The sequence below is a fragment of the Chloroflexota bacterium genome, from assembly GCA_014360805.1.
GTDB lineage: Bacteria > Chloroflexota > Anaerolineae > DTLA01 > DTLA01 > DTLA01.
Map to the genome: position 1 here is coordinate 49194 of JACIWU010000005.1, position 26215 is coordinate 75408.

At 65.6% G+C, this 26215-nt stretch carries 24 protein-coding genes; 7 read left to right on the plus strand and 17 right to left on the minus strand.

The window, feature by feature from the left end; all coding sequences use genetic code 11:
- Positions 1-107 precede the first annotated feature (107 nt).
- The 7 genes from recA (at position 108) to H5T65_01790 (ending at position 8568) form a co-directional block, all read left to right on the plus strand.
- Complete coding sequence (recA, locus tag H5T65_01760) at positions 108-1187, plus strand: recombinase RecA (GenBank protein ID MBC7257955.1); 1080 nt, start codon at positions 108-110, stop codon at positions 1185-1187.
- 365 nt (positions 1188-1552) lie between these two features.
- Positions 1553-2206, plus strand: coding sequence for a RecX family transcriptional regulator (locus H5T65_01765; protein MBC7257956.1), 654 nt, complete (start codon positions 1553-1555; stop codon positions 2204-2206).
- A gap of 3 nt (positions 2207-2209) precedes the next feature.
- Positions 2210-3751, plus strand: a complete 1542-nt coding sequence (gene rny / locus H5T65_01770) for a ribonuclease Y (GenBank protein MBC7257957.1) — start codon at positions 2210-2212, stop codon at positions 3749-3751.
- A 349-nt stretch (positions 3752-4100) separates the two neighbouring features.
- Positions 4101-4487: an AtpZ/AtpI family protein gene (locus H5T65_01775; protein MBC7257958.1), complete on the plus strand. Its 387-nt coding sequence runs from the start codon at positions 4101-4103 to the stop codon at positions 4485-4487.
- Positions 4488-4534: 47 nt separating this feature from the next.
- The gene (locus tag H5T65_01780) at positions 4535-5455 is read left to right on the plus strand and encodes a site-specific DNA-methyltransferase (GenBank protein MBC7257959.1); all 921 of its coding nucleotides are present in this window, start codon (positions 4535-4537) and stop codon (positions 5453-5455) included.
- Positions 5456-5503: 48 nt separating this feature from the next.
- Complete coding sequence (locus H5T65_01785; GenBank protein MBC7257960.1) at positions 5504-5911, plus strand: DUF4332 domain-containing protein; 408 nt, start codon at positions 5504-5506, stop codon at positions 5909-5911.
- A 149-nt stretch (positions 5912-6060) separates the two neighbouring features.
- Positions 6061-8568, plus strand: a complete 2508-nt coding sequence (locus H5T65_01790) for a hypothetical protein (protein ID MBC7257961.1) — start codon at positions 6061-6063, stop codon at positions 8566-8568.
- Positions 8569-8616: 48 nt separating this feature from the next.
- Here the strand turns inward: H5T65_01790 and H5T65_01795 are convergent, their stop codons facing one another.
- The 17 genes from H5T65_01795 to H5T65_01875 all read right to left on the minus strand — a co-directional run bounded on the left by H5T65_01795 (position 8617) and on the right by H5T65_01875 (position 25985).
- Positions 8617-9444, minus strand: a complete 828-nt coding sequence (locus H5T65_01795) for a thermonuclease family protein (GenBank protein ID MBC7257962.1) — start codon at positions 9442-9444, stop codon at positions 8617-8619.
- A gap of 110 nt (positions 9445-9554) precedes the next feature.
- Positions 9555-10214: a DUF624 domain-containing protein gene (locus H5T65_01800; GenBank protein MBC7257963.1), complete on the minus strand. Its 660-nt coding sequence runs from the start codon at positions 10212-10214 to the stop codon at positions 9555-9557.
- A complete protein-coding gene (locus tag H5T65_01805; GenBank protein MBC7257964.1) occupies positions 10207-11100 on the minus strand; it encodes a phosphatase PAP2 family protein in 894 nt (297 codons plus the stop codon). The genes H5T65_01800 and H5T65_01805 overlap by 8 nt, the downstream gene beginning before the upstream one ends.
- Positions 11101-11125: 25 nt before the next feature.
- Positions 11126-12205 carry a M20/M25/M40 family metallo-hydrolase gene (locus H5T65_01810; GenBank protein MBC7257965.1) on the minus strand — a complete coding sequence of 360 codons (1080 nt, stop codon included), beginning with the start codon at positions 12203-12205 and terminating at the stop codon, positions 11126-11128.
- 43 nt (positions 12206-12248) lie between these two features.
- Positions 12249-13970 (minus strand): DNA repair protein RecN, encoded by a 1722-nt coding sequence (gene recN / locus H5T65_01815; protein ID MBC7257966.1) that lies wholly within the window; start codon positions 13968-13970, stop codon positions 12249-12251.
- Between the two features lie 25 nt (positions 13971-13995).
- Positions 13996-14679, minus strand: a complete 684-nt coding sequence (locus H5T65_01820) for a B-box zinc finger protein (GenBank protein MBC7257967.1) — start codon at positions 14677-14679, stop codon at positions 13996-13998.
- 152 nt (positions 14680-14831) lie between these two features.
- The gene (locus tag H5T65_01825) at positions 14832-15701 is read right to left on the minus strand and encodes an NAD(+)/NADH kinase (protein ID MBC7257968.1); all 870 of its coding nucleotides are present in this window, start codon (positions 15699-15701) and stop codon (positions 14832-14834) included.
- Positions 15702-16469: 768 nt separating this feature from the next.
- Positions 16470-16997 (minus strand): Dna2/Cas4 domain-containing protein, encoded by a 528-nt coding sequence (locus H5T65_01830; protein ID MBC7257969.1) that lies wholly within the window; start codon positions 16995-16997, stop codon positions 16470-16472.
- A 1-nt stretch (position 16998) separates the two neighbouring features.
- Positions 16999-17259 (minus strand): hypothetical protein, encoded by a 261-nt coding sequence (locus H5T65_01835; protein ID MBC7257970.1) that lies wholly within the window; start codon positions 17257-17259, stop codon positions 16999-17001.
- Positions 17260-17354: 95 nt separating this feature from the next.
- On the minus strand, positions 17355-17870 hold the full coding sequence (locus H5T65_01840) for a phosphatase PAP2 family protein (protein MBC7257971.1): 516 nt from the start codon (positions 17868-17870) through the stop codon (positions 17355-17357).
- Positions 17867-18655, minus strand: a complete 789-nt coding sequence (locus H5T65_01845) for an NTP transferase domain-containing protein (GenBank protein MBC7257972.1) — start codon at positions 18653-18655, stop codon at positions 17867-17869. The genes H5T65_01840 and H5T65_01845 overlap by 4 nt, the downstream gene beginning before the upstream one ends.
- A complete protein-coding gene (locus tag H5T65_01850) occupies positions 18652-19548 on the minus strand; it encodes a quinate 5-dehydrogenase (protein ID MBC7257973.1) in 897 nt (298 codons plus the stop codon). The genes H5T65_01845 and H5T65_01850 overlap by 4 nt, the downstream gene beginning before the upstream one ends.
- A 57-nt stretch (positions 19549-19605) precedes the next feature.
- The gene (locus H5T65_01855; protein MBC7257974.1) at positions 19606-20898 is read right to left on the minus strand and encodes an adenylosuccinate lyase; all 1293 of its coding nucleotides are present in this window, start codon (positions 20896-20898) and stop codon (positions 19606-19608) included.
- Positions 20895-22172 (minus strand): adenylosuccinate synthase, encoded by a 1278-nt coding sequence (locus tag H5T65_01860; GenBank protein ID MBC7257975.1) that lies wholly within the window; start codon positions 22170-22172, stop codon positions 20895-20897. Before H5T65_01860 ends, H5T65_01855 begins: the two co-directional genes overlap by 4 nt.
- Positions 22173-22193: 21 nt before the next feature.
- Entirely contained in the window at positions 22194-23378 is a 1185-nt protein-coding gene (locus tag H5T65_01865) for a YgeY family selenium metabolism-linked hydrolase (GenBank protein MBC7257976.1), read from the minus strand.
- A gap of 56 nt (positions 23379-23434) precedes the next feature.
- A complete protein-coding gene (locus H5T65_01870) occupies positions 23435-24862 on the minus strand; it encodes an undecaprenyl-phosphate glucose phosphotransferase (GenBank protein ID MBC7257977.1) in 1428 nt (475 codons plus the stop codon).
- Complete coding sequence (locus H5T65_01875; protein MBC7257978.1) at positions 24855-25985, minus strand: glycosyltransferase family 4 protein; 1131 nt, start codon at positions 25983-25985, stop codon at positions 24855-24857. Before H5T65_01875 ends, H5T65_01870 begins: the two co-directional genes overlap by 8 nt.
- Between the last annotated feature and the right edge of the window lie 230 nt (positions 25986-26215).

Sequence of the window (26215 nt, forward strand, 5' to 3'; positions counted from 1 at the left end):
GTCGCTAACACAAGACGGAGCCGAATGCGAAACTTGCATTTTCGTTGCACGTCGTGTAAACTAATGTACAGGTGCGATAGGCGATTGTGCACCGGGAGGAAGGACGTATGCCAGAAGCAGGGCGAGAGAAAGCGCTAGAAACGACGCTCTTGGGGTTGCGGAAGCGGTTTGGGGATGGGGTCATCATGCGGCTGGGCGAAAGCACCGGCCTCAACGTGGATGCCATACCCACAGGCTCCATCGCACTGGACATCGCGCTTGGGGTGGGGGGCATCCCGCGCGGGCGCATCACCGAAATCTACGGCCCTGAAGCGTCGGGGAAGACGACCCTGTGCCAGCACATCATCGCCGAAGCACAAAAGCGAGGAGGCATTGCAGCATTTATTGACGTGGAGCACGCCCTGGATCCGGCGTATGCCCGCCGCTGCGGGGTGAACATTGACGAGTTGTACATCTCGCAGCCGGACACTGGCGAGCAGGCGCTGGAAATCGCGGAGGCGCTGGTGCGCAGCGGAGCGGTGGATGTCATCGTGGTTGACTCCGTTGCCGCGCTGGTGCCACGCGCCGAGATTGAAGGCGAAATGGGCGATGCTCACATGGGGTTGCAGGCACGGCTGATGTCGCAGGCCCTGCGGAAACTCGCGGGCGCCATCAAGCGATCCAACACAGCCGTCGTGTTCACCAACCAGTTGCGGATGAAAATAGGAGTGCTTTTCGGCAATCCAGAAACCACGCCTGGCGGGAATGCCCTGAAGTTCTACGCGTCGGTGCGGCTGGACATGCGCCGACTGGAAGCCATCAAGCAAGGCGGCGCGGTGGTCGGAAACCGCGTCAAGGTGAGCGTCAAGAAGAACAAGGTAGCGCCGCCGTTCCGAGTGGCCGAATTTGAAATCATGTTTGACGAGGGCATCTCCCGCACGGGAGACCTCCTGGATGTGGCAACGGCGCTGGGCGTCGTGGAAAAGCGCGGCGCCTTCTACTCCTATGGCGACTTGCGACTGGGACAGGGACGCGACAACGCGAAAGCGTTCTTGGCCGAGAACCCCGACCTGTTTGCAGAAATAGACCACAAAGTCCGTGACATCGCAGGCTTGACACGGCAGGGAGGTGCAGCGTCGGGGCCCTTCTCCGCAGAAGGGGATGAAGACTTAGAAGACATAGAAGGCACAGAAGAAAGCGACGAATAATCACCTGGCTGAGTGCAACACCGTTGCTGATTTTCACCGAGACAGGACGCCATGCGTTCACGAGCCGCCGCGACAGCAGGCGACTCGTGTGAGCGACGCAATGCGGGCTTCGCCCACAGGCAGGGCAAGCCCTGGCAAGCAAAGAGGTCTATATGGAAAACCCTTTGCCCGACCATTGTGAGCAGGGCAAGGTCTGTGTACAACATCTGAACAGCGCGGTGCGGATGGGGAGCGACGCCAGACCGTAGCGCGGTCTCGCAGGCCCCCTATCCGCCAATTCCATATACTTCTTTTTCCGAGTCAGTGCGAAAATCAGCCATGGCACTCCGCCATGGCTGCTTGCGTTTCAGGGGTCTGCCAGAAAAGTGAGCATGCACGAAATCACGGCGCTGGAGGCGCAAAAGCGCAACAAAGAGCGGGTCAACCTGCACCTGGACGGGACCTATGCATTCAGCATCACCGCCCTGGAGGCGGCCCGCCTGAAGGTGGGGCAACGCCTGTCCGACGCCGAAGTGGCGCGACTGAGGGCGCAGGCCGAGGTTGACCGCGCCTACGACCGCACCCTGCGCTTCCTGACGTACAGGCCCAGAAGCGAGGCGGAGGTCGCCAAGTACTTGGCATCCAAAGGCGTGGATGAGAGCGTGCGGGCCGAGATCATGGCGAAACTGCGCCGCCTGAACTTGGTGGACGACGAGGCGTTCGTCCGCTTCTGGGTGGAGAGCCGCGAGCAGAGCCATCCCCTGGGCCGCATGGCGCTTCGGGCCGAACTGCGGCTCAAGGGAGTGCGCGACGAGACGATAGAACGCGCCCTGCAGGCGCTGGACGAAGAGGAAAGCGCCTACCGCGCCGCGCGCAAGCAGGCCCGACGCTACGCAGATTTGAACGACGAACAGGCCCAAGCCAAACTTGGCGCATTCTTGGTTCGCAGAGGTTTCCCCTACACGGTGGCCAGGGCCACCGTGAAGCGGCTGGTGGAAGAATCGGCCGCTGAGGGTACACTAGAGGAAAGAGAGGACTGAAATATGAACGGTGGAGGACGAGTCATCTGGATCGCTGTGGAGGTCATTGTTGCGGCACTCCTGGGCGGCGGCCTGGGCTATCTCGTCGCCCAGTACCTGAACAAGACCCGCATGCGCGAAAAGGAAGAACGCGCCCAGATGCTCATCGCCGAGGCCGAGGCCAAGGCGAAGGATATCATCATCCAAGCGAAAGACGCCGCCCTGAAACTCCGCGAGAGCGCTGAGGCGGAGATAGAAAGGCGGCGCCAGGACTTGCAACGCCAGGAGGAGCGGCTCCAGCAACGACGCGAGTCGCTGGATCGGCGCATGGAGAACTTGGAGAACCGCGAGCGGAAACTGGATCAGCGTCAGAGCAGAATTGACAAGATGGAAAGCGAGATCCAGCAGTTGCATGACCAGCGGATCAAGGAACTGGAGCGCATCGCCGCCATGACCCAAGAGGAGGCCAAGCAGTTGCTCCTGGAAATGGTGGAGCAGAGCGCGCGCCAGGACGCCGCTCGCATCATCCGCGAGGTGGAGGCCGAAGCGCGAGAGCAGGCCGAGGAGAAGGCGCGGGAAATCATCACCGTTGCCATCCAGCGCCTGGCATCCGACCAGGTGTCGGAGACAACCGTCTCCGTCGTGCCGCTGCCCAACGATGAGATGAAGGGGCGCATCATCGGGCGCGGCGGCCGCAACATCCGCGCCATTGAGAACGCCACGGGCGTTGACCTCATCGTGGACGACACGCCCGAGGCCGTAACCATCTCCAGTTTTGATCCTGTGCGACGCGAAATCGCGCGCCTCGCCTTGAGCAAGTTGATCACCGACGGCCGCATTCATCCCGCCCGCATTGAGAAACTGGTGAAAAAGGCCGAGCAGGAAGTGGAAGCCATCATCCGCGAGGACGGCGAGCGCGCCGCCCTGGAGGTGGGCGTGCACGGGCTGCGGCCCGAACTCATCAACCTCATCGGGCGGCTGCGCTACCGCACCAGTTACGGGCAGAACGTGTACCTGCACTCGCTGGAGTCGGCCCACCTGGCGGGCATGATGGCGGCGGAACTGGGCGCGAACGTGCAGGTCGCCAAGATGGGCGCCCTGCTCCACGACATCGGCAAGGCCGTGGACCACGAAGTGGAAGGGCCTCATGCCATCGTGGGCGCCGAGATCGCCCGCCGCTACGGCGTCAGCCCTGATGTGGTGAACTGCATCGCAGGCCACCATAATGAAGAAGAGCCGCAGAGCCTGGAAGCCATCATCGTCCAGGCCGCGGACGCCATCTCCGGCGCACGGCCCGGCGCTCGCCGCGAGAGCCTGGAAGCCTACGTGAAGCGTATCAAGGCGCTGGAAGAAGTGGCCAACTCCTTCCCGGGCGTGGCGCAGTCCTTCGCCATCCAGGCCGGCCGCGAAATCCGTATCATCGTGAAGCCGGAGGAGATAGACGACCTGGCGGCGATTGAACTGTCCAAGAACATCGCCCGGAAGATAGAGGAGAGCCTGGAATACCCCGGGCAAATCAAAATCTCCGTGATCCGCGAAACGCGCGCGGTGGAGTACGCCAAGTAGCCCATCGCCGCCACGCACTGCGCGGCCAAGACCTTGAGGGCATCCGAGGCCCTCAAGGTCTCTGTCCCCGCCCGCGCACTCGGTTCCAAACTCCGTTGGTCGCAGCACAGGTACAAGTGCGTCGCGCCTCGCTCACCAACACAATAGACACGTAGGGCGGCTTTCCATAGCCACCGAAGGGCAGGTATGGAAACCTGCCCTACGCTCTTTGCCTTTCATGCTGCCGCCCATCGTTCCGACAAGTTTGCACCGAAAGGTATACACACCCCCTCCCCGGAAAGCCTTGACGCCGTCTTCCAACATGTGCTATAATCCTACTGCACGTGGGGAAAGCGGTTGGAGGGCTTGCATGCGCAGAGGAGGTGGCACCATGTGGCAATTCCTGGCCGGTCTTGTTGTGGGTCTTGCCCTGGGCTGGTGGCTGGACTGGTACCTGGGCCGCGAAGACGCGCGTGCGCTGCGCGCCGAGGTCGCCGAAAAGAATGCCACCATCGCCAAACTCCAAAAGGAACTCCTGGCATCCAAGCAGGGCGAGGTACGCGCAGCACCCAAGCCGGAGGCGGCGCCCCCTGCGCCTGCGGCGGCGGAAGGCACCGTTACCGCCTACTGCGTGAAGTGCCGCGCCAAGCGACCCATGCAGAACCCCCGCCGCGTTACCTTGAGCAACGGGCGGCCCGCGCTCAAGGGCACCTGCCCCGTCTGCAACACCGGCATGTTCCGCACCATCAAGTTGTAGGTGCGGTTACCGCACCGAGAGCGGGCTGGATTGCGAGGAGAACAACTTTGGAACAGGGCGTAGTAGGCGAAATCTACTTCGCAGATAACCTGGACGTGCTTGAGGCGCTGCCCTCCGGCTCCATTGGTCTCATCTACATTGACCCGCCGTTCAACACGGGTAAGGTCCAGCAGCGGACACAACTCAGGACTGTGCGCTCCGACGCAGGGGATCGGGTCGGGTTCCAGGGCCGCCGCTACCAGAGCATCGCCGTGGGAACCAGGCGGTTCAGCGACCTCTTTGACGACTACCTGGCCTTTCTGGAGCCGAGGCTCGTGGAAGCCCACCGCGTTCTAGCAGATCATGGCAGTCTGTACCTGCACGTGGACTATCGGGAGGTCCACTACTGCAAGGTGCTGTTGGACGCGATTTTCGGCAGGGAGTGCTTTCTCAACGAGATTATCTGGGCGTATGACTATGGGGGACGGCCGAAGAACAAATGGCCCCCCAAGCACGACAACATCCTCCTGTACGTCAAGAACCCATCCGACTACGTCTTCAACACCGACGAAATTGAGCGGATTCCCTATATGGCGCCCGGCCTCGTGGGCCCCGAAAAGGCGGCGCGCGGCAAACTGCCAACCGACACGTGGTGGCACACGATTGTTCCCACCAACAGCGCCGAGAAGACCGGCTACCCAACCCAAAAACCATTGGGGGTTCTGCGACGCATTATCCAGGCCTCCTCCCGCCCCAACGCGATCGTGCTGGACTTCTTCGCGGGGAGCGGCACAACGGGAATCGCAGCCCTTGAAAAGGGGCGGCGCTTCATCCTGGTGGACAACAATCCCGAAGCCCTGGAGATCATGGCGCGCCGCTTTGATGGCGTTGACGGCATCCGGTGGGTTGGCTTTGACCCATCTCCCTATCAAAGCCGCTATAGGCAGGGCATGCTCGTGACGGCGAGCACGGAGACCCTGTTAGAATAACCGTTTGTGTATCCGGTTCCATCCATACTTCGTGTGAAGGAGGTTTCCATGGCAAGTCTTCTGGACATTGAAGGCATCGGCGAGCATTACGCAGAAATCCTCAAGACCAAGGCGGGCATCCGCACCACCGAGGCGCTGCTCAAGGCTTGCGCCACACCCGCCGCGCGGCAGGAACTGGCCGAGAAGACCGGCATCTCCCCCAAGTTGATCCTGGAGTGGGCCAACCTGGCCGACCTCATGCGCATCAAGGGCATCGGCGAGGAATACTCGGACCTCCTGGAAGAGGCCGGCGTGGACACCGTCAAGGAACTCAAGACGCGGGTGCCCAAGCACCTGCACGAGAAAATGGCCGAGATCAACGCCGAGAAGCGCCTGGTGCGGCGACTGCCCACCCTCCACATGGTAGAGTCATGGGTGGAGCAGGCCAAGTATCTGCCTCCGGCGCTGGAGTACTAGCCCCGGAGTTCGCGTCCGGCCCTCGCGCCGGATATCCCTTGCCATAGGCAACCCACCGCGCGATCCGCGAGTAGCGCGAAGACCGCGAACCACGCTTCGCGTCTATTCGCGTGCTCCGCGGGTCGCGCATTCTGGGGCGGAGGTGGACCGTGCAGGAACGGTTAGGCGAGTTCTACCTGGGCAAGAAATACGACATCCACTCGCGGCAAGTCCTGGATGAGCCGGTGCTGTACGACGCCCGCGACCTGACGACCCATGCCGTGTGCATCGGCATGACCGGCAGCGGCAAGACCGGCCTGTGCATAGACCTCCTGGAAGAGGCCGCGCTGGATGGCATTCCCGTCGTCGCCATTGACCCCAAAGGCGACCTCACCAACATGCTGTTGACCTTCCCCGACCTGCAACCTTCGGACTTCCTGCCCTGGATCAACGTGGACGACGCGCGCAGAAAGGGTCTGACCGAAGAAGCCTACGCCGAGCGCACGGCCAAGCAGTGGGCCGAGGGGCTGGCCCAGTGGGGCCAAGGCCCCGACCGCATTCGGCGACTGCGCGAGGCCGCCGAGTTCGTCATCTTCACCCCAGGCAGCGATGCGGGCATTCCGGTGAACGTGCTCCGCAGCCTGCAAGCGCCAGGCTCCGCCATCGCCAACGACCCCGAGGCGATGGTGGACCGCGTGGAGGGCACGGTGTCGGCCCTCCTGGGGCTGGCGGGCATCAAGGCCGACCCCATCAAGAGCCGCGAGCACATCCTCCTGTCCACCATATTCCAGGACGCCTGGCAGAAGGGGCAGGACATGGACATCGCCAAACTCATCGCGGCCATCCAGAACCCTCCGGTGCGCACCATCGGCGTCTTTGACGTGGATACCTTCTTCCCGCCCAAGGATCGGTTCGGCCTGGCGATGGCCCTGAACAACATCATCGCGGCCCCCAGTTTCCAATCGTGGACGCGGGGCGTGCCGCTCAGCCTCGCCGACATCCTCACCACGCCGGAGGGCAAGCCGCGCGTGTCCATCTTCTACATCGCCCACCTGAGCGACGCCGAGCGCATGTTCTTCGTTACCCTCCTGCTGGAAGAGGTGCTCAATTGGGTGCGGCAACAGACGGGCACCACCAGCCTGCGCGCCATCCTGTACTTTGACGAGGTCTTCGGCTACTTCCCGCCGATTGAGAACCCGCCGTCCAAGAAACCCCTGCTGACGCTGATGAAGCAGGCGCGGGCCTTCGGATTCGGCATGATGCTCACGACCCAGAACCCCGTAGACTTGGACTACAAGGGCCTGACCAACGCCGGCACGTGGATGATCGGGAAACTCCAGACCGACCGCGACAAGATGCGCGTGCTGGAAGGGCTACAGTCCGCCTCGGCCACCGCGGGCCAGATGACCGACCCCTCGTACCTGGACAAACTCATCTCGTCGCTGGACTCGCGGGTATTCATCCTGCACAACGTGCACGCCGCCGGCCCGGAAGTATTCATGACGCGCTGGGCCATGGCCTACCTGCGCGGCCCGCTGACCAAGCCACAGGTGAAGGCGCTCATGGACCCCGTGCGCGACCGGATACTAGCGAAGGCGGCAGTCGCCCCGTCGCCCGCCGTCGCCGCGCCCACAGCCGCTCCCGCGACTGCCCGCGGCCTCCAGGCGCAGCCCCCGCCGGTGGAAGCCGGCGTTACGCAGGTATTCCTCCCCGTGGACATCTCGCCGCAACAAGCGGTCTCCGCCTATTCGGCCACGGCCGTGCGCCCGCTGGTGATGAAAACCAGCGTGCTGCGCTTCACCCCGATGGCATTGGGGCACGCGATGGTGCGCTTCGTGGCCACCGCTCGGGGCGTGGACACGCAGAAGGAGTACTGCCTACTGCTGGAACCTCCCGTTGAGGGCCGGGGCGTGGACTGGCAGGCGGCCACCGAGTGCACGGCGGACGTGCGAAAGTTGCCCTCGTATCCGCCGCAGGAAGCCGCCTTTGAACCGGTTCCATCGTCGCTGGCGCAGGCCGCCGATTTCAAGGCGCTGGCGACTTCGCTCCAGGACTACCTGTACCGCACGGCCACCCTCACCCTACCCTACAACCGCGCGCTGAAACTCTACTCGCGCCCCGACGAATCGGAACGCGAATTCGTTGCCCGATGCCGGGATGCCGCGCGACAGAAGCGCGACGAGGAAGTCGCCAAGTCCAACGCGGCCTACGAGCGGAAGTTGGACCAACTGCGCGACAAGTTGCGCCGCGAGGAACAGAAACTCGCCAAAGACGAGGCTACCTATAGCGGGCGGAAGACCGAGGAAATCCTCACGGTGGGCGAGTCGGTCGTCGGGTTCCTGCTCGGGCGGCGCTCCACCCGCGTCCTCTCCACCGCCAGCCGCAAGCGGCGCATGACCGCCGAGGTCAAGGCGCGCATGGAGCAGACCAAGCAGACCATCGCGCTGCTGCAAAAGGAAATCGCCGAGATGGAGCAGGAGCGCGACCAGGCGGCCAAGTCCATCTCAGATCGGTGGGCGGCCATCGCCGAGCAGACCGAGACCACCGACATACGCCCGCGCAAGGCCGACGTGCTGGTGGATCTCGTGGCGCTGGCATGGGCGCCGCAGTGGATCATCCGCGGCGAGACACCCGACGGGACGGAACAAGAGGTGATCCTGCCCGCGCGGCGCGATTAGGCGTCGTCTTCACGTGCGACGCATCCCCGAGGGTGTGTCGCACGGCAATCACGGCCTGCAATTCTTGCACGGCCTGTACCCCTGCGCGATCGCTTCCTCTCGGGTGGCAAAGCACACCTTGTTGGCGGGGTTCATCTGCGCGACGGAACTGCACCAGGCGTGGTGGAACACTTTGGAGTTCTTGTTGCCGATATAGGGACAGTCGCCGGCCTGCTGCGCAGTCGGGGCCGGTTCCGCTCCCCAGAAGCCACGGCCTGCTTCGCGCGCCTCCCGCTCGCACGCCAGGAAGATGTCCTGGTACTTGACATCGGGCGGATACGTGGCGACCGTCGCGTAGCCCTGGCAGACCAGTTCGCGGTTGATCATCCTGCCGCCAATCCAGACGTAGCGCAGCAACCGGCCGTACCGGTCCACCTCGGACACGTCTTTCTCCAGTTCCACCGTCTGGCCGCTCACCAAATCGGCGTTTCGCTCCGCCGCCTCGCGGCCAAAGGGTTCATCGGGCTCCGGCGTGTCTATGCCGATGTAGCGCAGGGAATAGGTCCGCCCGTTGAGTTCCACAACGATGGTGTCGCCGTCTATGACCCGCACGACACGCGCGACCTCAACGTGGCCTTTGCTGGGCGTTGCCTGCGTGCTCGTGGGCGGAACTTGGGGCATGATCGGAGGCTGGGGCGACACGGCGACGCCACGCGTAGCCGTCGCGGGGATGCGAGAGGACGTCGCGGCGGGGAGATGCGTCGCGGCCTGGGCAGGCGACGTGGCGTACTGCCCAGGGGCGGGAGCACCCGAACAGGACAATAGCCCACCCGCCAGGGCGAGCGCGACGCAAATCATCAGGCCGATTGCAGATGCAGCGCGTCTCACCTTTGTCATGTGCTAGTAAACCCAAGTACCCGCCAGCCGCCCCTCGGGGTCGTACAAATGTGCCTCGTCGCGGCTTCGCCGTTCAGAATGACAGCCCTCGGAGTTCGCGTAGATTCGTGTTATCCGTGGATATGTCGCGGCGCGGTGTCGCCCTGCGGCTCCTCTCCCCGCTTGTCCCAGCCTTCCGGCTCCAGCAGGTAGCGCAGCGCCACCGCGCCGATGACCGACACCACCGAGAACAGGAACAGCGCCGCCAGCACGCCCGACAGCACCATGACCCCCGCCATCACAACCACGATGACCAGCAGAACCAGATTGAACAGCGGTCGGGACACGGCCAGGATGGCCGCGTTCTTGAAAAGCGCCCTCACGCTCTTGTCCCGTTGGTACACCAGCAGCGGGAACAGGTAGAACTGGAGCGCCAGCCACACGAACCCCACGAACGCCCACAGGATGACCAGCAGCCGCAGATAGGGATCCGTCTGCCGACTGTAGAAAAGCAGGTTGATGAGCAGCAGGAACCACCCCACCAGCGAGGGAATGGCAACTTTCCAACTGTGCCATAGGTACATGCGAAAGCCAGCCCAGAAATCGCGCGGCGCAAAGGCCAGGCCGTGGGCCACGCGGTGCGCGACGAAGGCCGCCCCCGCCAGCGCGGGCGGAATCGTAACGACGGGCAGGCACATGAGCAGGGTAAACGAATTGACCCCCATGAGCATGAACATGTCGTCGTACACGTCGCGCAGGCTTCGCCACACGACGCGAAACGCATCAACCACGGCGCGGCTCCCGCTCAGCCAAACCGAGGACGACGAACAGCCACGGCGCCAGCAAGCCGGCCCACACGCCCACCAGGGCGTAGCGCACGAAGCGGAACAGGTCGCCTTCGGGGAACACGAGTTTCAGCCCCAGGTACAGGGCGAGCAGGGGAATCACCCCGACGATGAACCGCACGACCCGCTTCCACCACACGCCATCGCTGCGGAACCGCACGAAGTGCTCCTCCACCACGAACCCAGGCAACATGCCAAAGGCCACGCCCGTAATCAACGCCGAGCCTTCCGAGGGATGGAGCGCGAACAGAAGCAGCGGCACCACCAGCGCAATGCCGAGTTGAATCCCCAGCGACAGAATCACCCCTCGCACCATGCGCCGCGCCCAGAAGTACAGCGCCAAGAGCACAAGCCCAACCACCCAGCCGCCCAGAACGTCCTGGGGAAAGTGCACGCCCAGGTAGATGCGCGACAGGGAAATCAACAGGATGAGCACGACGGAGACTACCCACATCCACTTCCGGCGCACCAGGGCCGCCATCGTGCCCCAGAAGACCAGCGACCCCTGCGCGTGCCCGCTGGGGAAGGACGGGCTGGTCTCCGGCAGGGGCGCGCGGATGCGGGGGTCAAACTCGTTAGGGCGGGGCAGACCGAAAGCGTCCTTCAGGATGCCGTTGACGTACTCGGACAGGAGAAAGACGATGGACAGCGCCCTACCCAAATGCTTGTGGATACACCAGTACAGGACGGGGAGGAACAGGATGTAGAACTGCTCCCTGCCCAGATAGGTGGCAACGGTGAACAGAACGTCCAGCGCGCCGTTGGAGAACCCCTGCACCCAGACGATGACATCGGCCCCCCAGGGCATCAGCGACCTCAGAAGTTCGGCCATCTCGCTACCTCCCGCTGCTCGTGGACTAGAGCGCCGTTACCACGGCGTAGACCAAGTCGGCTGCGCCCAGCAAGTCGGCAATGGCGATCTGTTCGGCGGTTGTGTGCACGTTGCTCATGCCCGTGCTCGTAACCACGCACTGAATCCCCTTGGCGTTGTACACATTGGCATCGCTGCCGCCGCCCGACGACACCAAGATTGGCTCAACGCCCAGGCGCTTGCAGATGCCGACGAGGTGGCGAACCCACGGGTGATCGTTGGGGAGATGGTAGGCTTCGTAGGAACGGGTAACGTGAATCTCGGCCCTGGCCCCGTGGCGGGCTGCGGCGGCTTCAAATGCCTTCACCATGCGGCTCGTCTGGGCCGCCAGTTTCTCGCCCTTGAGGCTCCGCGCCTCACCGGCAATCTCCACGCGATCTGGCACGATGTTCGTGGCGACCCCGCCCGCGATCTTGCCCACGTTGGCCGTCGTCTCGGCGTCTATGCGGCCCAGCGGCATCTGCGCGATGGCCTCGGCGGCGACGACAATGGCGTTGATGCCCTTCTCCGGGTCCGTGCCGGCGTGGGCCGCCTTGCCGTGGATCGTTACCGCCAGCGAGTCCTGGCACGGAGCCTGGCGCACCAACGTCCCGATAGGCCCGCCCGAATCCAGCACCAGCCCGACCCTGGCGCGGACCGCCGACACGTCCAGCCGCTTGGCTCCGATTAGCCCGCCTTCCTCGCCCACGCTGAAGACGATGTCCAGAGGGCGGTGGCGCGCGCCTGTGGCCTTGAGCCTGCGCAGAACCTCCAGCACGACCGCGATGCCCGACTTGCAGTCGCTGCCCAGAATCGTCGTGCCATCGCTGGTGATGATGCCGTCCTGGATGCGCGGCTTGATTCCCCGCCCTGGCTCCACCGTGTCCATGTGCGCCGACAGCAGGATGGGTTCACCCTCGCCGTCCAGCGCGGTGATGACGTTGCCCGCAGCGTCCGTGTGCGCCTGCGCCCCCAGGTCGCGGAGCATCCCGAGGAGCGTCTCCGCCAACTGCTGCTCATGGCCCGTCGGGCTGTCAATCTGAATCAGGTGCAGGAACGTCTCAACAATGGGAGGATTGTCGGTCATCGTCGCTTCGCCCTCCTATGCATTGTGCGCCGCGAAAGGGCCGCTAGCGGCACTCGGATTTCACGCGCTCCAGCATTTCCTGCGCGCTTTCGCGGGTGGTGTCGGTAACGCTGCCCAGCATCTGGGCAATCTCGTCCACGCGGCGCGCATCGCGGATTTCCTCCACCCGCGTAACCGTGCGGCCCGCCACCACCTCCTTGCGGATGGCCAGGTGTCGGTCTGCATACGCCGCGATCTGCGGCAGGTGCGTTACGCACAAGACCTGGTGCCGACTCGCCAGCGTCCAAAGTTTGCGGCCCACGGCCACACCCACCCTGCCGCCGATGCCCGTGTCAATCTCGTCAAAGATCAGCGTGGGGGTCTGGTCGGCCTCCGACAGGACGGTTTTCAGCGCCAGGAGCAACCGCGAGGTCTCGCCGCCCGACGCGATCCGAACCATCGGCTTGAGCGGCTCGCCCACGTTCGGCGCCACGAGGAACTCCACGCGGTCAATCCCTGTCGCGTCAAAGGCCAGCCGTGCGCCGTTCACAGGCACGCCGTCGGGGGCCTCGTCCTGCGCCACATCCACCACAAACCGCGCCTTCTCCATGGCCAGGTCGGCCAGTTCGCGCTCCACCTCGGCCGACAGTCGTTGCGCGGCCTCCTTGCGCGCGGCGGACAGGCGCGCCGCCTTCTCGCCGATTCGCTGCAACAGGCGCTGCTCCTCCGCTTGCAGTTCGGCGATGCGCTCCTCGCTATGGGTGATGGTCTCCAACTCGTGGGCCGCGCGCCTGCAGAACTCCAGCACCTCCTCTACGGTGTCGCCGTACTTCCGTTTCAGGTTGAAGTACAGGTTGAGGCGCTCTTCCACCCGCGCCAGTTTGCTCGGGTTGTACTCTATGCGATCGCCGTAGTCGCGCAGTTCACGCGCCAGGTCGTCCAACTGATACTGCACATCCCGCACCGCCTGAAGCCAGGTTTCCCATCGCACGTCGTAGCGGCACAGGCCCGCCAGGCTCTGCTCCACCTGGCCCAGCAGGTCGGTGGCCGACAGTTGCTCTTCGCCGCCCTCGTACAGGCGGTGGTAGGCTTCCTCGGCGAGGGACTGCAATTGCTCGGCGTTGGCCAGGCGCGTGCGCTCCTGGAGGAGTTCCTCTTCTTCGCCCACGCGGAGGGCCGCCGCGTTGATTTCGCTCACCTGGTAATGGAGCAGTTCCACCCGCCGCGCCAGTTCGCGCTCGTCCTGCTGGAGTTCCCGCAGTTCCCTCCGCACGCCGCGCAGTTCGTGCACCAGGTCGGCCACTTCGCGCCGCGCGTCCATCAGGCCGCCGTAGCGGTCCAGGAAGTTGATGTGCTCCTGCACCCGCAGCAGGCTCAGGTGGTCGCCCTGGCCGTGAATGTCTATCAGGCGCTCGCCCACCATCTGGAACTGGCGCAACGTTACGGCGCGGCCGTTGATACGGCAGATATTACGGCCCTCGCGCCGCACCTCCCGCGAGAGGATGAGCGTCTCGCCTTCGCTTTCCAGCCCGCCTTCGGCCAGGATGGGGGCGATTTCGGCCTGGGCGGCCGCATCCAGGGTGAACGTCCCTTCCACCAGCGCGAAGTCGGCCTCAGCGCGGACGACCTCGGTATCGGCGCGCCCGCCGAGGAGAAGCGCCACCGCGTCCACGATGATGGACTTGCCCGCGCCCGTCTCGCCCGTGAGGATATGCAGGCCCGCGCCCAGGCGAAGGGTGAGTTCATCTATAATCGCGAAATTGCGGATGTGGAGTTCAGACAGCAACCCCGCCCTCCCCGCTCATGCCGTATCATCGCAGTCGGGCGATGGCCGCGCCCACGCCCAGCACCAGGTATAGCCCCACGGCCAGCAACTCATAGGGCGACAGAAGCGCCCGAAAGTCCCGCGCCAGCAGCGCGATGCTGACCAACGGCAGCAACGCCCCGATGACCATTGCCGCGCCCGTTACTGCCCACAGTTGGCGTCCCCGCCGGCGGCGCACCGCCCGAAAGATGATTTCGCCCAGCAACCCGCCCGCGGCAGGGCCGATGAAGAGCATGAAGAACCAGCCCACCAGCGAAGCCAGCAAACCTACCCCCGCGGAAAAGATCAGCGCCACGACCGCGGCGACAACATAGTCGGTCCAAACCGCGTTGTAGAATACGGCGCTCTGGGCGCGGACGCAGTCGGGACACCGAAACCCCACGGGCGTCTGGATGGCGCAGCGTGGGCAGATGGGCGTGCCGCACCGATTGCAGCGCAGCGTGGTTTCCACGTCGGGGTGGCGCGCGCAATGCAGAATCTCCTCGGTTTCGGCGACGGCGCTCTCGGGTGCGGGGGCCAGCCTGGACGGGGGCTTGTACGCCTCGGGCACCTGTCCCCGGGCGATCAACTCGGCTTCGTGGCGCCGCACCCAGGCCAGGGCCGCTTTCACCTCCTCGTTGGCAGGGTCCAACGCAGCGGCGCGCTCCAGGCAGCGGCGCTTCTCGCCCATGTCGTGCGTTACGCCGCTGAGTTCCAACCACACGTCGGCACGGTCGGGCGCGATCTCGGAAGCGCGGCGGAACAACGACTCCGCCACCGCATCCTCGCCCGCGCGGTGCGCCGCCCGTCCCTGCTGCAACAGTTCCCGAACCTCGTCCGCGGTCATTCTCCCGTCTCTTCGCCGTGGTTGATGGTGAGCCGCTTCATCAGGCTGCGATAGAAATACGTGCGCTCGCGGGTGCGGATGAAACGGGCCACGTGCGCGCTCGCCGTTACGCGGACGTTGTCGCCGTCCATGACCGCCACCTCAAACTGCCCGTCCACGGTGAGCATGGCCCTGTGGTCCGTGGAGACCTCAATGCGCACCGAAGCCCCCTGCGACAGGACGATGGCGCGATCCAGGCTCAAGTGCGGGGCGATGGGAATCACCAGGATGTTCTTGAGTTCGGGCGGGAGGATGGGGCCGCCCACCGCCAGCGCGTAGGCCGTAGAACCCGTGGGCGTGGCCACGATGATGCCGTCGGCCGCGTAGGTGGTCATGTACCCGCCGTCAATGTACGTGGCCAGGCGCACGATGCGGGCCAGCGCCCCCCGACTGACGACGACTTCGTTCAGGGCCTCGTAGGAGTTCAGGTGGTTGTCGCCCCGCAGCACCTCGGCGTGGAGCATCATCCGCTCCTCTATCCAGAAGTTGCCCTCCAGGATCGCGGGAAGCCGCTCGCGCCAGACGGCAGGCTCAAACTCGGAGAGGAAACCCAGGCGGCCCACCTTCATCGCCAGGATGGGCACGCCCATGCGCGCAGCCATACGCGCCGCCCGCAGGACGGTGCCATCGCCGCCCAGCGTGAGCAGCAAGTCCAGGTCGCAGACGCGGCTCTTCACCTCGTCCTCGTCCCAGGCCGAACACAGCCAGGGCGACAGGCCCCGCTCGCGCAGGAACGCCGCGATCTCCTCACCCAGGGGCAGCGAAGCGGGCAGTTTTGGGTGAAAGAGAATGCCTATGCGCTTGAAGGCAACCTTCTCATTGGCCACGTGCGCGGTCTCGCATTCCTCTCGGATTCACAGGGTCATTATAGCCAAAGGCGGCGCGGGCGCAAGGGACGGGCGCAAACGATAGTGTATACATTTCGGTGGAGACTTACCAGACCGATGAGCGGCAGCATGAAACGCATAGAGCGTAGGGCGGGTTTCCATACCTGCCCCCTCTGCCTTCGGCGGCTATGGAAAGCCGCCCTACGTGTCTCGGCATTGCGCCGCCCACCCATGGCGAGCACGGGATCGGTTTCCATGCCTGGCCCCAACATCTGTGGTCTGCGTTACGCAATTCTTACCGAAAAAGACACTCTACCGCGAAAACGATTCGGTTCTACTTCCCGTTGGCGAGTCCATGCGGCCAGATACCATCGTCCGCCACTGCGGGCGAAGCGGGCACGGGCGCATCGCCCCCCAGCCTTCGGCTTCCCCCTCGCCGCACGCGGAGAGGGGGGACCGAGGGGGTGAGGTCGGTGGGCGCATGACCGCGCGGGGCTAACCCCCCGCGCTACGTGCACGAAGCCCCTTCGGGGCTACCCCAGCCCGCAGGGCTTCGCCCCGTTCAGCCCGATGCTTTAGCGTCGGGCGGGCGGGGCACAACGTGCGACGCACCTCGGAGGTGCGTCGCACGTGTTTCACACGGGCGGAGAGGGGGAATGAGGAGATGAGGTCAGCGGGCGCATGGCCGCGCGCCCGACCTCTCCGCCGCGCCGAGGGTGTAGAGCAAATTGGCAATTTGCTCCACGCGGGCGCACCTCACCCCCAGCCTCAAGCCAGGCGCTGGTCGCAGTTGTCCCGCTGGCCGCACCGCAGGCACTTCTGCGCCGACTCGTGATTGCGCTGGGCCGAGCCTTCGGCGTGCGCCTGCCGCATGGCCGCCAGCGTATCCAACAGCCTGCGGCGCAGGGAGTCATCGTAGGGAATCTGAAGCGTGGCGTTGTCGTAGCGAAGCAGGCCGTAGGGCGGGCGAACGCCGAACGTCTCTTCGGCCAGCAGGCAGTAGGCCGCCAGTTGCAGCACATGCCCCTCGTAAGGCCCGGCGGGGGCCTGGCCCGACTTCACCTCCACGGGAACGCGCGCGTTCCCAACCCGCACCAGGTAGTCGGGCCTGCCGGTGAGTCCGTAGCGGCGGGAGTACAGGGATTCGCGCGTGCGTTCCCACCTGCCCGTGTCGCCGTACACCAGACGGCCACGCGGCAGTCCCGCCGAGGCCCACTGCCTGCGCGCCCACAGCCAGAGGGCCACCCCCATGACGAGCAAGAGCAGCGCGGCAAGCGCGATGAGCGGCGTCGGCATCTCACCCTCCCCACACGCGCGCGACTGCCCACGCCGCCAGCGCCAACGCCCCCAGAACCGCCAGGAGCACGCCCACCCTCTGCAGGACGAGCGCCAGGTACACCCTGCGCCCGTGGCGGCGATGGGCGTCGGTGCCGGCTTCCAGGTATGCGACGTTGGCCGACGGCAGGCCCAGGACGCTGCCCAGGTACCAGGCCCTGGCGCAATATGCGAACTGGCCGATTTCGCTGGCCCGAATCACGCGGCGCGATGGTTTGGACACCCTACACTCCCCAGAACGTTTCACCGCCGAGAGGGCGGGGCGCTTCTCTCTGCAAGCCCTGCGCGCTCGGTCGTGAGACCTCAAAGCGGCAGCCGTTACACCCCAGCCACCCACGCGGCCGCGACGACCGCGCCCAGCAGCAGCCCGCCCAGCGCGTCGCCCGCGTAGTGCACGCCCAGCGCCACCCGCGCCATCGCCACGCCCAGCGCGCACGCGGCAACCGCCGGGGCGATGCACGGATACGCCGCGCCCACGACTACCGCCACCGCCGCCACCCGCGCCGCGTGGCCCGACGGGAACGAGTAGCGATCCATGGAGCGCGAGTAGAGGGCAAAGCCATGCCCATCGGGGCGGGGCCGTCGCGCCAGCCGCTTGACTACCGCCACGAGGATGCCGACGGTCAGCACCGCGGCGGCCATGCGAACCGCAAGGGCGCGCAGCGAGGCCCCGCCCCATACATACAGCGCGACGAGCACGGCCGCCCACAGCGGGCTATCGCCCAGGTGGGCAACGACCAGGGCGACCAAGCGAGGCCCGCGCGCGCCGTCGGGAATCCGCAACCCGCGACTGACCCGCTGATCCAGGGCCACCGCCGCCCGCCAAAGGCTCATGCGCGGCGCGCCTCCATGTAGCGAATCACCATGTCCAACTGGTGCGGCTTGTCCACGTCCATCGCCAGTTCCCAGTCGGGCGAGGCCACGACACGTCCCTCAATGTTCAAAATCTCGCTGACGCGCCGCTCGGCGTCGGCGAGGGTGAGGCGGCGGAGCACGATGGCCAGCAAGAAGCGTGGCCCAAGCACCCGAGCCATCTTCAGCGCGTCCTTGCGTTGGGCAATGAGGTCACGCATCATCTGCACCTTCTGCATGGATAGGTCGGACCGCACCATGAATAGGTCGCCGCCGTCCCAGTAGCCGTCCTTGAGATGCGCATAACTACGGCCCGAGCCTGGGAACGCCGCCTCCAGGATGGACTTCTCCACGACGGAGTAGAAGAGGTCGCCGCCGCGCCGCACGCACGTGTCGGCAAAGCGGGCCACCACCGGCCCGGTGAGGAGCGGGATGTCCGACGAGGCGATGAGGACATACGGCGACACGTGCCCCGTCGCCCGAAGCCACTCCAGCCCCGCCAGCGTGTTCGCCACGATGTCGCCCTGGGCCGCCAGGCGCACCACCGGCCCCGTGAACGCGACTTCGTCATCGGGCCCCAGCCCCACGCACACGATGCGATCCACGCACCCGCTGGCCCGCAGCGCCTCTTCCACGTACACAACCATGGCCTTGCCGAATATCGGCAGAAGCGCCTTCTTGCGAACGAACTTGCCCTCCAGCAGGGGATCGGCCTCGCCTGCGGTTGCGCCCGCCAGGATGATGGCATCCAGTTTCTCGGCGCTCATAGGGCCTCCACCGTCGGGTGCAGGTTCAGTTTCTGGAGCATGGCTTCAATCTCCGAATCGGTAAGCGGGCGGCCCAACCCCGCCAGGGCCACCAGGCACGCCTCCATCACATTCGTGCCGAAGGTGCGCCCCTCAAGCCGAGGCGTCGTCGTAGCCAGATAGCGCACGCCCGCATTCCGCAGCATCTGCACGTCGGCGGCGGTGGTGGTATTGGTTACGACGACTTTGCCGTCCAGCCGCGCGGGCATGTGGCGGTAGATGTAGTTGAAGTCGCCTGCGATGACCGAAGCCCAGCGGTAGTATCGCTCAAACTTGGGCTTGTTTTGGCGCTGCTTCTCGCCCGTGGGGTACAACATGCTGAAGGGAAGCCGCCCGAATATCGGAAGGAGCACCGCTGCCAGGCGCTTCAGGTTCTTGATGCCCTTGATGGGGATGGGCAGGCCCAGCGCAAACATCAGGTCGCCGTACACGGTATCGTAGCCCGCTTCGGCGAAGGACTGGGCCATGCCAAAGCGGTCGGCGGCCGAGGTGATGAGGGCCGTCTTGGGCAAGATGGCGTCGCCGATCTCCGCCTCCACCACCTGCATCACGCGGCGCTCCAGCGTGTGCTTCAGCCCACCGCCGTCCACGACGGGCGTCTTCTTCACTCCTGCCACCAGCGGCAACACCGAGTACAGCGGATACGGCTTGTCCTCCACGCGGAGCGCCAAATCGGTGCCGCCGACGCCGAAGGCATCCACCTGCCCGTCCAGGTCGCGGTACATCTGTTGGGCGCGGCCCATGTCGCCGTCGGTGCCGATGCGCTCTATGCGGACTCGTTCGCCCAGCAGTTCTACCTCCACGACGTGGTCGCGGTGCGAACTGCCCAGGCTGATGCTCACAACGCGCTTCATGCGTGCCTCCTTACCTCGCAAGATTTATACCCCTCGCCGGCATGCCGCGTGAGCATCCTACAGCGCCTCAAGCCGACGGAAGATCACCTCCAGGTTTCGGCGATAGAAGGTGAGGTCAAAAAGAGTGTCCAGGTCTTCGGCAGAAAGGTAGCGTGAGACGCCCCGATCCTCCAGCGCCTGGCGGAACTCCTGACCCTGCCGCCAGGCGTCCATGGCCGCGCCTTGCACCAGCGCATAGGCGTCCTCGCGGGACATGCCCTTCTCCACCAAGGCCAGCATCACCCTCTGCGAAGCGAATAACCCGCGAGACAGGGCCAGGTTGCGAGCCATGTTCTCGGGGAAAACTTCCAGGTCGCCCAGCAAGGCGCACATCCGATCCAGCATGTAGTCCAGCAGCGACGTGGCCCCAGGGAGGATGATGCGCTCCGCAGAGGAATGACTGATGTCGCGCTCGTGCCACAGGGCGATGTTATCCAGCGCCGTCGTCAGGTAGCCGCGCAGCACGCGGGCCAGGCCGCATATCTGCTCGGCCTGCACGGGGTTGCGCTTGTGGGGCATGGCCGAGGAGCCTTTCTGCCGTTCGCCGAAAGGCTCGGCGGCCTCCATGACCTCCGTGCGTTGCAGGTGGCGCACCTCCGTGGCGAACTTCTCCAGCGACGCCCCCGTGATGGCGATGGCAGCCAGGAGTTCCGCATACCGGTCGCGGGGCACGATCTGGCTAGACACGGGCTCCGCGCGCAGGCCCAACTTGCCGCACACGTACTCCTCCACAAATGGATCCACCGTGGCGTAGGTGCCCACCGCGCCCGATATCTTGCCCACCGCCACGGCCTCGCGCGCCTGCGCCAGGCGACGCCGATTGCGGTCCATCTCAAAAGCCCACAGGGCGAACTTCAGCCCCAGGGTGATGGGTTCGGCATGCACGCCGTGGGTGCGGCCGATCATCGGCGTGTCTTTGTAGCGCAGGGCTTGCCCTTTGAGCACGGCCACCAGGCGGCTGGCGCCGTCAACGAGCATGTCGGTCGCCTGCGCCAGGAGCACCGCCTGGGCCGTGTCCACGATGTCCGAAGAGGTGAGGCCCAGGTGCAGATATCGCGCGTCGTCGCCCAGGCTCTCGCCCACGTCGGTGAGGAAGGCGAGCACGTCGTGGCGCAAATCGGTCTCCAACTCGGCGATGCGTTCGGGGCGGAAGCGGGCGTTGGCCCGGATGCGTTCGGCGGCGGACGGCGGTATCTGCCCCAGGAGCGCCAGGGCTTCACACACGAGAATCTCCACGCGCAGCCACTGGCGGTATTTGTTCTCCGTCGTCCACAGGTCGCGCATAGCCGGGCGCGCGTACCGCTCAATCACCCTCGCGCCTCCACGATGGTCTCGTCGCGTTCCGGGCCGACGGAGATGATGCGGATGGGCACGCCCAGGCGATGCTCCAGGTAGGCCACGTAGGCGCGCGCGGCCGGGGGCAGCGCCTGGCGGCTCCGCACATGGGAGATTTCGCACTGCCAGCCGGGCAGCGTCTCGTATTCCGGCTCGCACAGGGCCAGGATGCGCGCCTCCGTGGGGAAATCCGTGAGCCTTTCGCCTCTGCACCGGTAGGCGACGCAGACCCGTATCTCCGGGAACGCCCCCAGCACGTCCAGTTTCGTCAGCGCCAGTTCGGTGATGCCGTTGACGCGGACGGCGTAGCGCAACGCCACCAAGTCCAGCCAGCCGGCCCTTCGGCGGCGGCCGGTCGTCGTGCCGTACTCGCCACCGATGACGACCAACTGCTCGCCAGTGTCATCGGTCAGTTCGGTGGGGAATGGCCCCATGCCGACCCGCGTCGCGTAGGCTTTGGCCACGCCGATGACGCGGCTCACCTGGCCCGGGCCGATGCCCAGCCCCGTGAGCGCGCCGCCCGCGACCGGGGAGGAACTGGTAACGAATGGATATGTCCCGTGATCCAAATCCAGCAGCGTGCCCTGCGCCCCTTCGCACAGGATGGTCTTGCCCTCGGCGAGGCGCTGGTGCACCAGGCGCACCGTATCGGCGATGTGCGGGCGGAGGCGCGCCGCGTACTCCTGGTACTGCAAGACGACGGCCTCCACCCCCGGCTCATCCAGGCCGTAGGCGCGGAAGAAGGGGCGTTTCTCCTCGGCGCGGGCGCGGATGATGGCGGCCAGGTGGTCGTCGTCCAGCATGTCGCCCACGCGGATGCCCATGCGGGCGGCTTTGTCCGCGTAGGCGGGGCCGATGCCTCGGCGGGTGGTGCCGATTTTGGAGCCGCCGCGCGCGGCTTCCTGGGCCGCATCCAGCGCAATGTGCCACGGCATGATGAGGTGAGCGGCGCTGCTCACGCGCACCCGCGAAACATCCACGCCGCGGGCGGCCAGGCCATCCAGTTCCTGCACCAGCCGCGACGGGTTGATGACCATCCCGCTGCCCAGAATGCACTCGGTGCCCGGGTGCAGCACGCCCGACGGCACCAGGTGGAGCGCGAAGCGTTCGCCCCGAACGACAACGGTGTGGCCTGCGTTGTCGCCCCCGCCATAGCGCGCCACAACATCAACCTGCGCGGCGAGGAGGTCGGTGATCTTGCCTTTGCCTTCGTCGCCCCATTGGGCTCCTACAAGAATGATGGCAGGCATCGGGCCTCTGCTCCTTCCGCGCTACTCGCCCAGCATCCGCACGGCCAGGGCCGCGTAGACCTGCGCAGCGGCCACCAGGTCGGCCACCTTCACGTGATCGTCCACGGTATGGGCGAGTTTCTCATCGCCCGGGCCAAACCCCACCGTCGGTATGCCGGCGACGCCCATCGTGTAGACCCCGTCGGTGGAGAAGGCCCAACGTTCCAAGCGAGGCTTGTACCCCAGCGTCTGCTTCACGGCCTGCGTTACCGCCTGCACCAGCGGATGGTCTTCGGGCACCACCCACGCGGGATAGGAATCGCGCACGCGGGCGCGGTAGCCCGTGTAACTCACGATGTCCCACTCGCTCACCGCCACATCCGCTTTCAGGCGCTCTCGGGCCACGATGTGCTGAATCTCGGCCAGCGCCTTCGCCTCCGTCTCGCCAAGCGTGAGCCTGCGGTCCAGGTAGAACGTGCAGGCGGCAGGGATGGCGTTGCGGCTGCCCGCCATGCTCTCAATCTGTGTAACCGCCAGCGTGCCAGGCCCCAGGAACGGGTCGGACAGGAATTTGGGGGCCAGGAGTTCGGTCTCAAAGATGATGCGGGCGGCGGCGTTGATGGCATTGCGGCCTTGTTCGGGCGAGCAGGCATGGCACGCGCGCCCGTGGGTGGTAACGCGAATCTCCACCCGGCCCCGCTGGCCCCTGGACACCTGCAGGTTGGTCGCCTCGCCCAGCACGACAAAGTCCGGGCGGATGCCTTCCTCCTCCACGAGCACCTTCATCCCCAGCCCTTCGGCCGGCTCTTCCTGCACCACCCCCACCACATAGAGCGTTCCCCTCAGCCGAGGGGCGCGGGCCTGGATGGCGGGCGCGGAATGCACCATGGCCGCCAGCGCGCCCTTCATGTCCACCGCCCCCAGGCCGTACAGGATGCCGTTCTCCAACTCGGCGGCGTAGGGGTCGCGCGTCCACTGCTTGGGGTCGCCCGGGCCTACCGTGTCCATGTGGCCGTTGTACAGCAGGATGGGCGGCTCGCCGCTGCCCAGCCGCCCCACCACGTTGCCGATGCGGTCCGTGAAGACATTCTCCCAGCCCAGCCGCCGCATCTCCTCGGCGAGCCGCTGCGCCAAAGCACCCTCCTGCCCAGAGGGGCTGGGAATTCGGATCAAGTCCTGCGCGAATTGCACCAGCGCATCCGTGTCAATTTCCTTCCAGTGGTTCATTCTCCCCCTCGCACATGGGAAACGGCGATTTCACCGTTGCGCGCCGCCCGCAGGGCCTAGTAGGCCCCCCTCGCGAAGATCACCTGCGGGATCGTGCGCAACAGAATCTTGAAGTCCAGAAAGAGCGACCAGTTCTCAATGTAGTACAAGTCCAGGAGCACCATCTCGTCAAAGGTCAGATCGCTGCGCCCGCTCACCTGCCAGAGGCCCGTGATGCCCGGAGCCACGGCCAGCCGCCTGCGATGCCAGTCCTGGTACTGCTCCACCTCGCGCGGCAGGGGCGGACGCGGCCCCACCAGGCTCATCTCCCCCTTCAGCACGTTGTACAACTGGGGCAGTTCGTCCACGCTGGTGCGGCGGAGAATGCGGCCCACGCGCGTGATGCGCGGGTCGTTTTTCATCTTGAACAAAGGCCCCGACGCCTCGTTGTGGGACTTGAGCGTCTCCAACTGCTCCTCGGCGTCCTTGTACATGGTGCGGAACTTGTACAGCGTGAACCGCGACTCGCCTCGGCCCACGCGCTCCTGTCGGAACAGAATCGGCCCCGGCGAGTCCAGCCGTATGGCCAGCGCCGCCAGCGCCATGAAGGGAGCCGTGAGAATCAGGACGACGGCAGCGCCGATAATGTCCAGCACGCGCTTGGCAATCTGCCCGGCGGTGCTGATGCGCGGCTCCTGCACCGACAGCAGCGGCAAGCCGTTCAGGTTGTCCATGTCCAGCCGCCGCACGGACATCTGGAACAGGTCGGGCACGATGCGGGCGCGAATGTCCGAGCGCGCACACTCGTTGACAATGCGCAGAATCTTGCGATGGTACATCCAGGGCAGCGTTACGATGACCTCGTCCACCTTCCCCGCGGCCAGAATCTGCGGCAGGTCGTCCACCGTGCCCAGCCCCGAGAACCTGCCGACAGCGCCGTTGGCCTTCTTCGGGTCGTCGTCCACGTAGCCCACAATGCGGTAGCCCAGTTCGGGCTGGGCGACGATGTTGCGCATGAGCATGCGGCCCGTCTCGCCGGCCCCCACCACCAGCACCCGATCCACGCCGACCCCCCGCCTGCGCAACGCGTTCAGAATCCAGTTGCGCACGGCGCGGCCCAGGCCCAAAACCACCACAACCGCGACCGCCGCGTACAGGAATATCAGGCGGGAATACAGCGGCGAACCCGAGACGAAGAAGAACACGATGAGCAGAATCACCCCGTTCGTCGTGCCGTTGACGACCGCGTACACCTCGTCCAGCCACGGGCGGCCTCGGCGCACCTCGTACACGCGCTCCAGGAGGAAGGTCAGCAAGAGCACCCCGGTGAAGAGCGCGGCGATGGGGATGAACGTCTGATAAGGCACGTAGTACTCGTCTATGACCGGGCGGGGCCATTCCAGTTGGTAGCGCACGAAATAGGCCAGCGCGAAGGCCACGTTGATGAGCACGATGTCGGTTAGGGCCGTGAGCAAGGCCACGGTCTGACGGTAACGCCTAGACATGCCGCATCTCCGACATGACGCTTTCGTATGCCCGCACGGTGGCCTGGGCCGTGCGCTCCCACGTGAACTCGCCGGCGCGGCGCAGCCCCCTTTCGCGCAGGCGGGTTGCCAGCGCCGCATCGCTCAGAATCGCGCCCATGGCCTCCGCCAGGGCAGGCGCGTCGTCCGGCGGCACCGTCAGCCCGGCGTCCCCGACCACCTCGGGCAGCGACGCGCGATCCGACACCACGACGGGCGTCCCGCACGCCATGGCTTCCAGCGGCCCCAGGCCAAACCCCTCGTACAGCGACGGGTACACGAACACATCCGCCCCATTATACCACAAAGGCAATTCCTGTCGCGGCACGAAGCCGGGGAAGAGCACCTCCGCCCCCAACCCCAGGCGCTCCACCGCCTCAAAGATGGGTTCGTACATCCAGCCCTTGCCCCCCGCCACGACCAGTTTGTGCGGCAGACCCTGCCTTTTCAGGAGCGCATACGCTTCCAGGAGACGCACCACGTTCTTGCGCGGTTCCAGCGTGCCCACGAACAGAATGTAGCGCGCAGGCAGCCCCCTGGCTTCGCGAAAGGCCGCAACCTCGCTCGCGGGCATGGGTCGGAAGATGTCATCCACGCCGCAGTAGGCCAGGTGAATCCTGTCGTGCGGCACGTCCCACAGGCGGTGCAGGTCATTGGCCGTGTTCTGCGAGATGGCGATGACCGCGCGGGCCTTGCGCACCGACCGCCGCGTCATGGTGGTCAGATACCAACGGTTGAACGGGCGAAAACTCTCCGGGAACAGCGCAAACGAGAGATCGTAAACCGTTACGACCGAGGGCACAGGGGCAAGCACCGGCGTTACGAACGCCATGGCGTGGAGCAAATCCACGCGGCGCCGGGCCAGTTCCAGCGGCAAGAAGGCTTGCTCCCAGAAGATACGCACAGGCGGGCGCGACGTGGGCAGGCGCGCAGGCACGACCTCCATTCCGTCCGCACGGAACGTCTTGTCGGCCACGAAGGCGATATACGTGTGCGCACCCACGCGCGGTAGGTGGACAAGAGTCTGATGGATGTAGTGCGCGATGCCTGCCCCGCGATAACTGTCGGACAGGGACAAAAGTTGAGCGTTCAGGCCAATTCGCACAGGCGCTGCCCCACCTCCGGATGCCCCCTCGGGATACGATGCCTGCCCGCATTATAGCCGCCCCGCGCCCGAAGCACAAACGCGCAGGGCTTCGCCCCCTCTCCCGCCGGGAGAGGGCCAGGGTGAGGGGTGCACGCGGGCCACGCACCTCACCCCTGTCCGCCCCTGAACGCCGCAAGCAGAGAGGGGGACCGAGGGGGTGAGGTCGGTATAGCGCGGGGCTCAGCCAC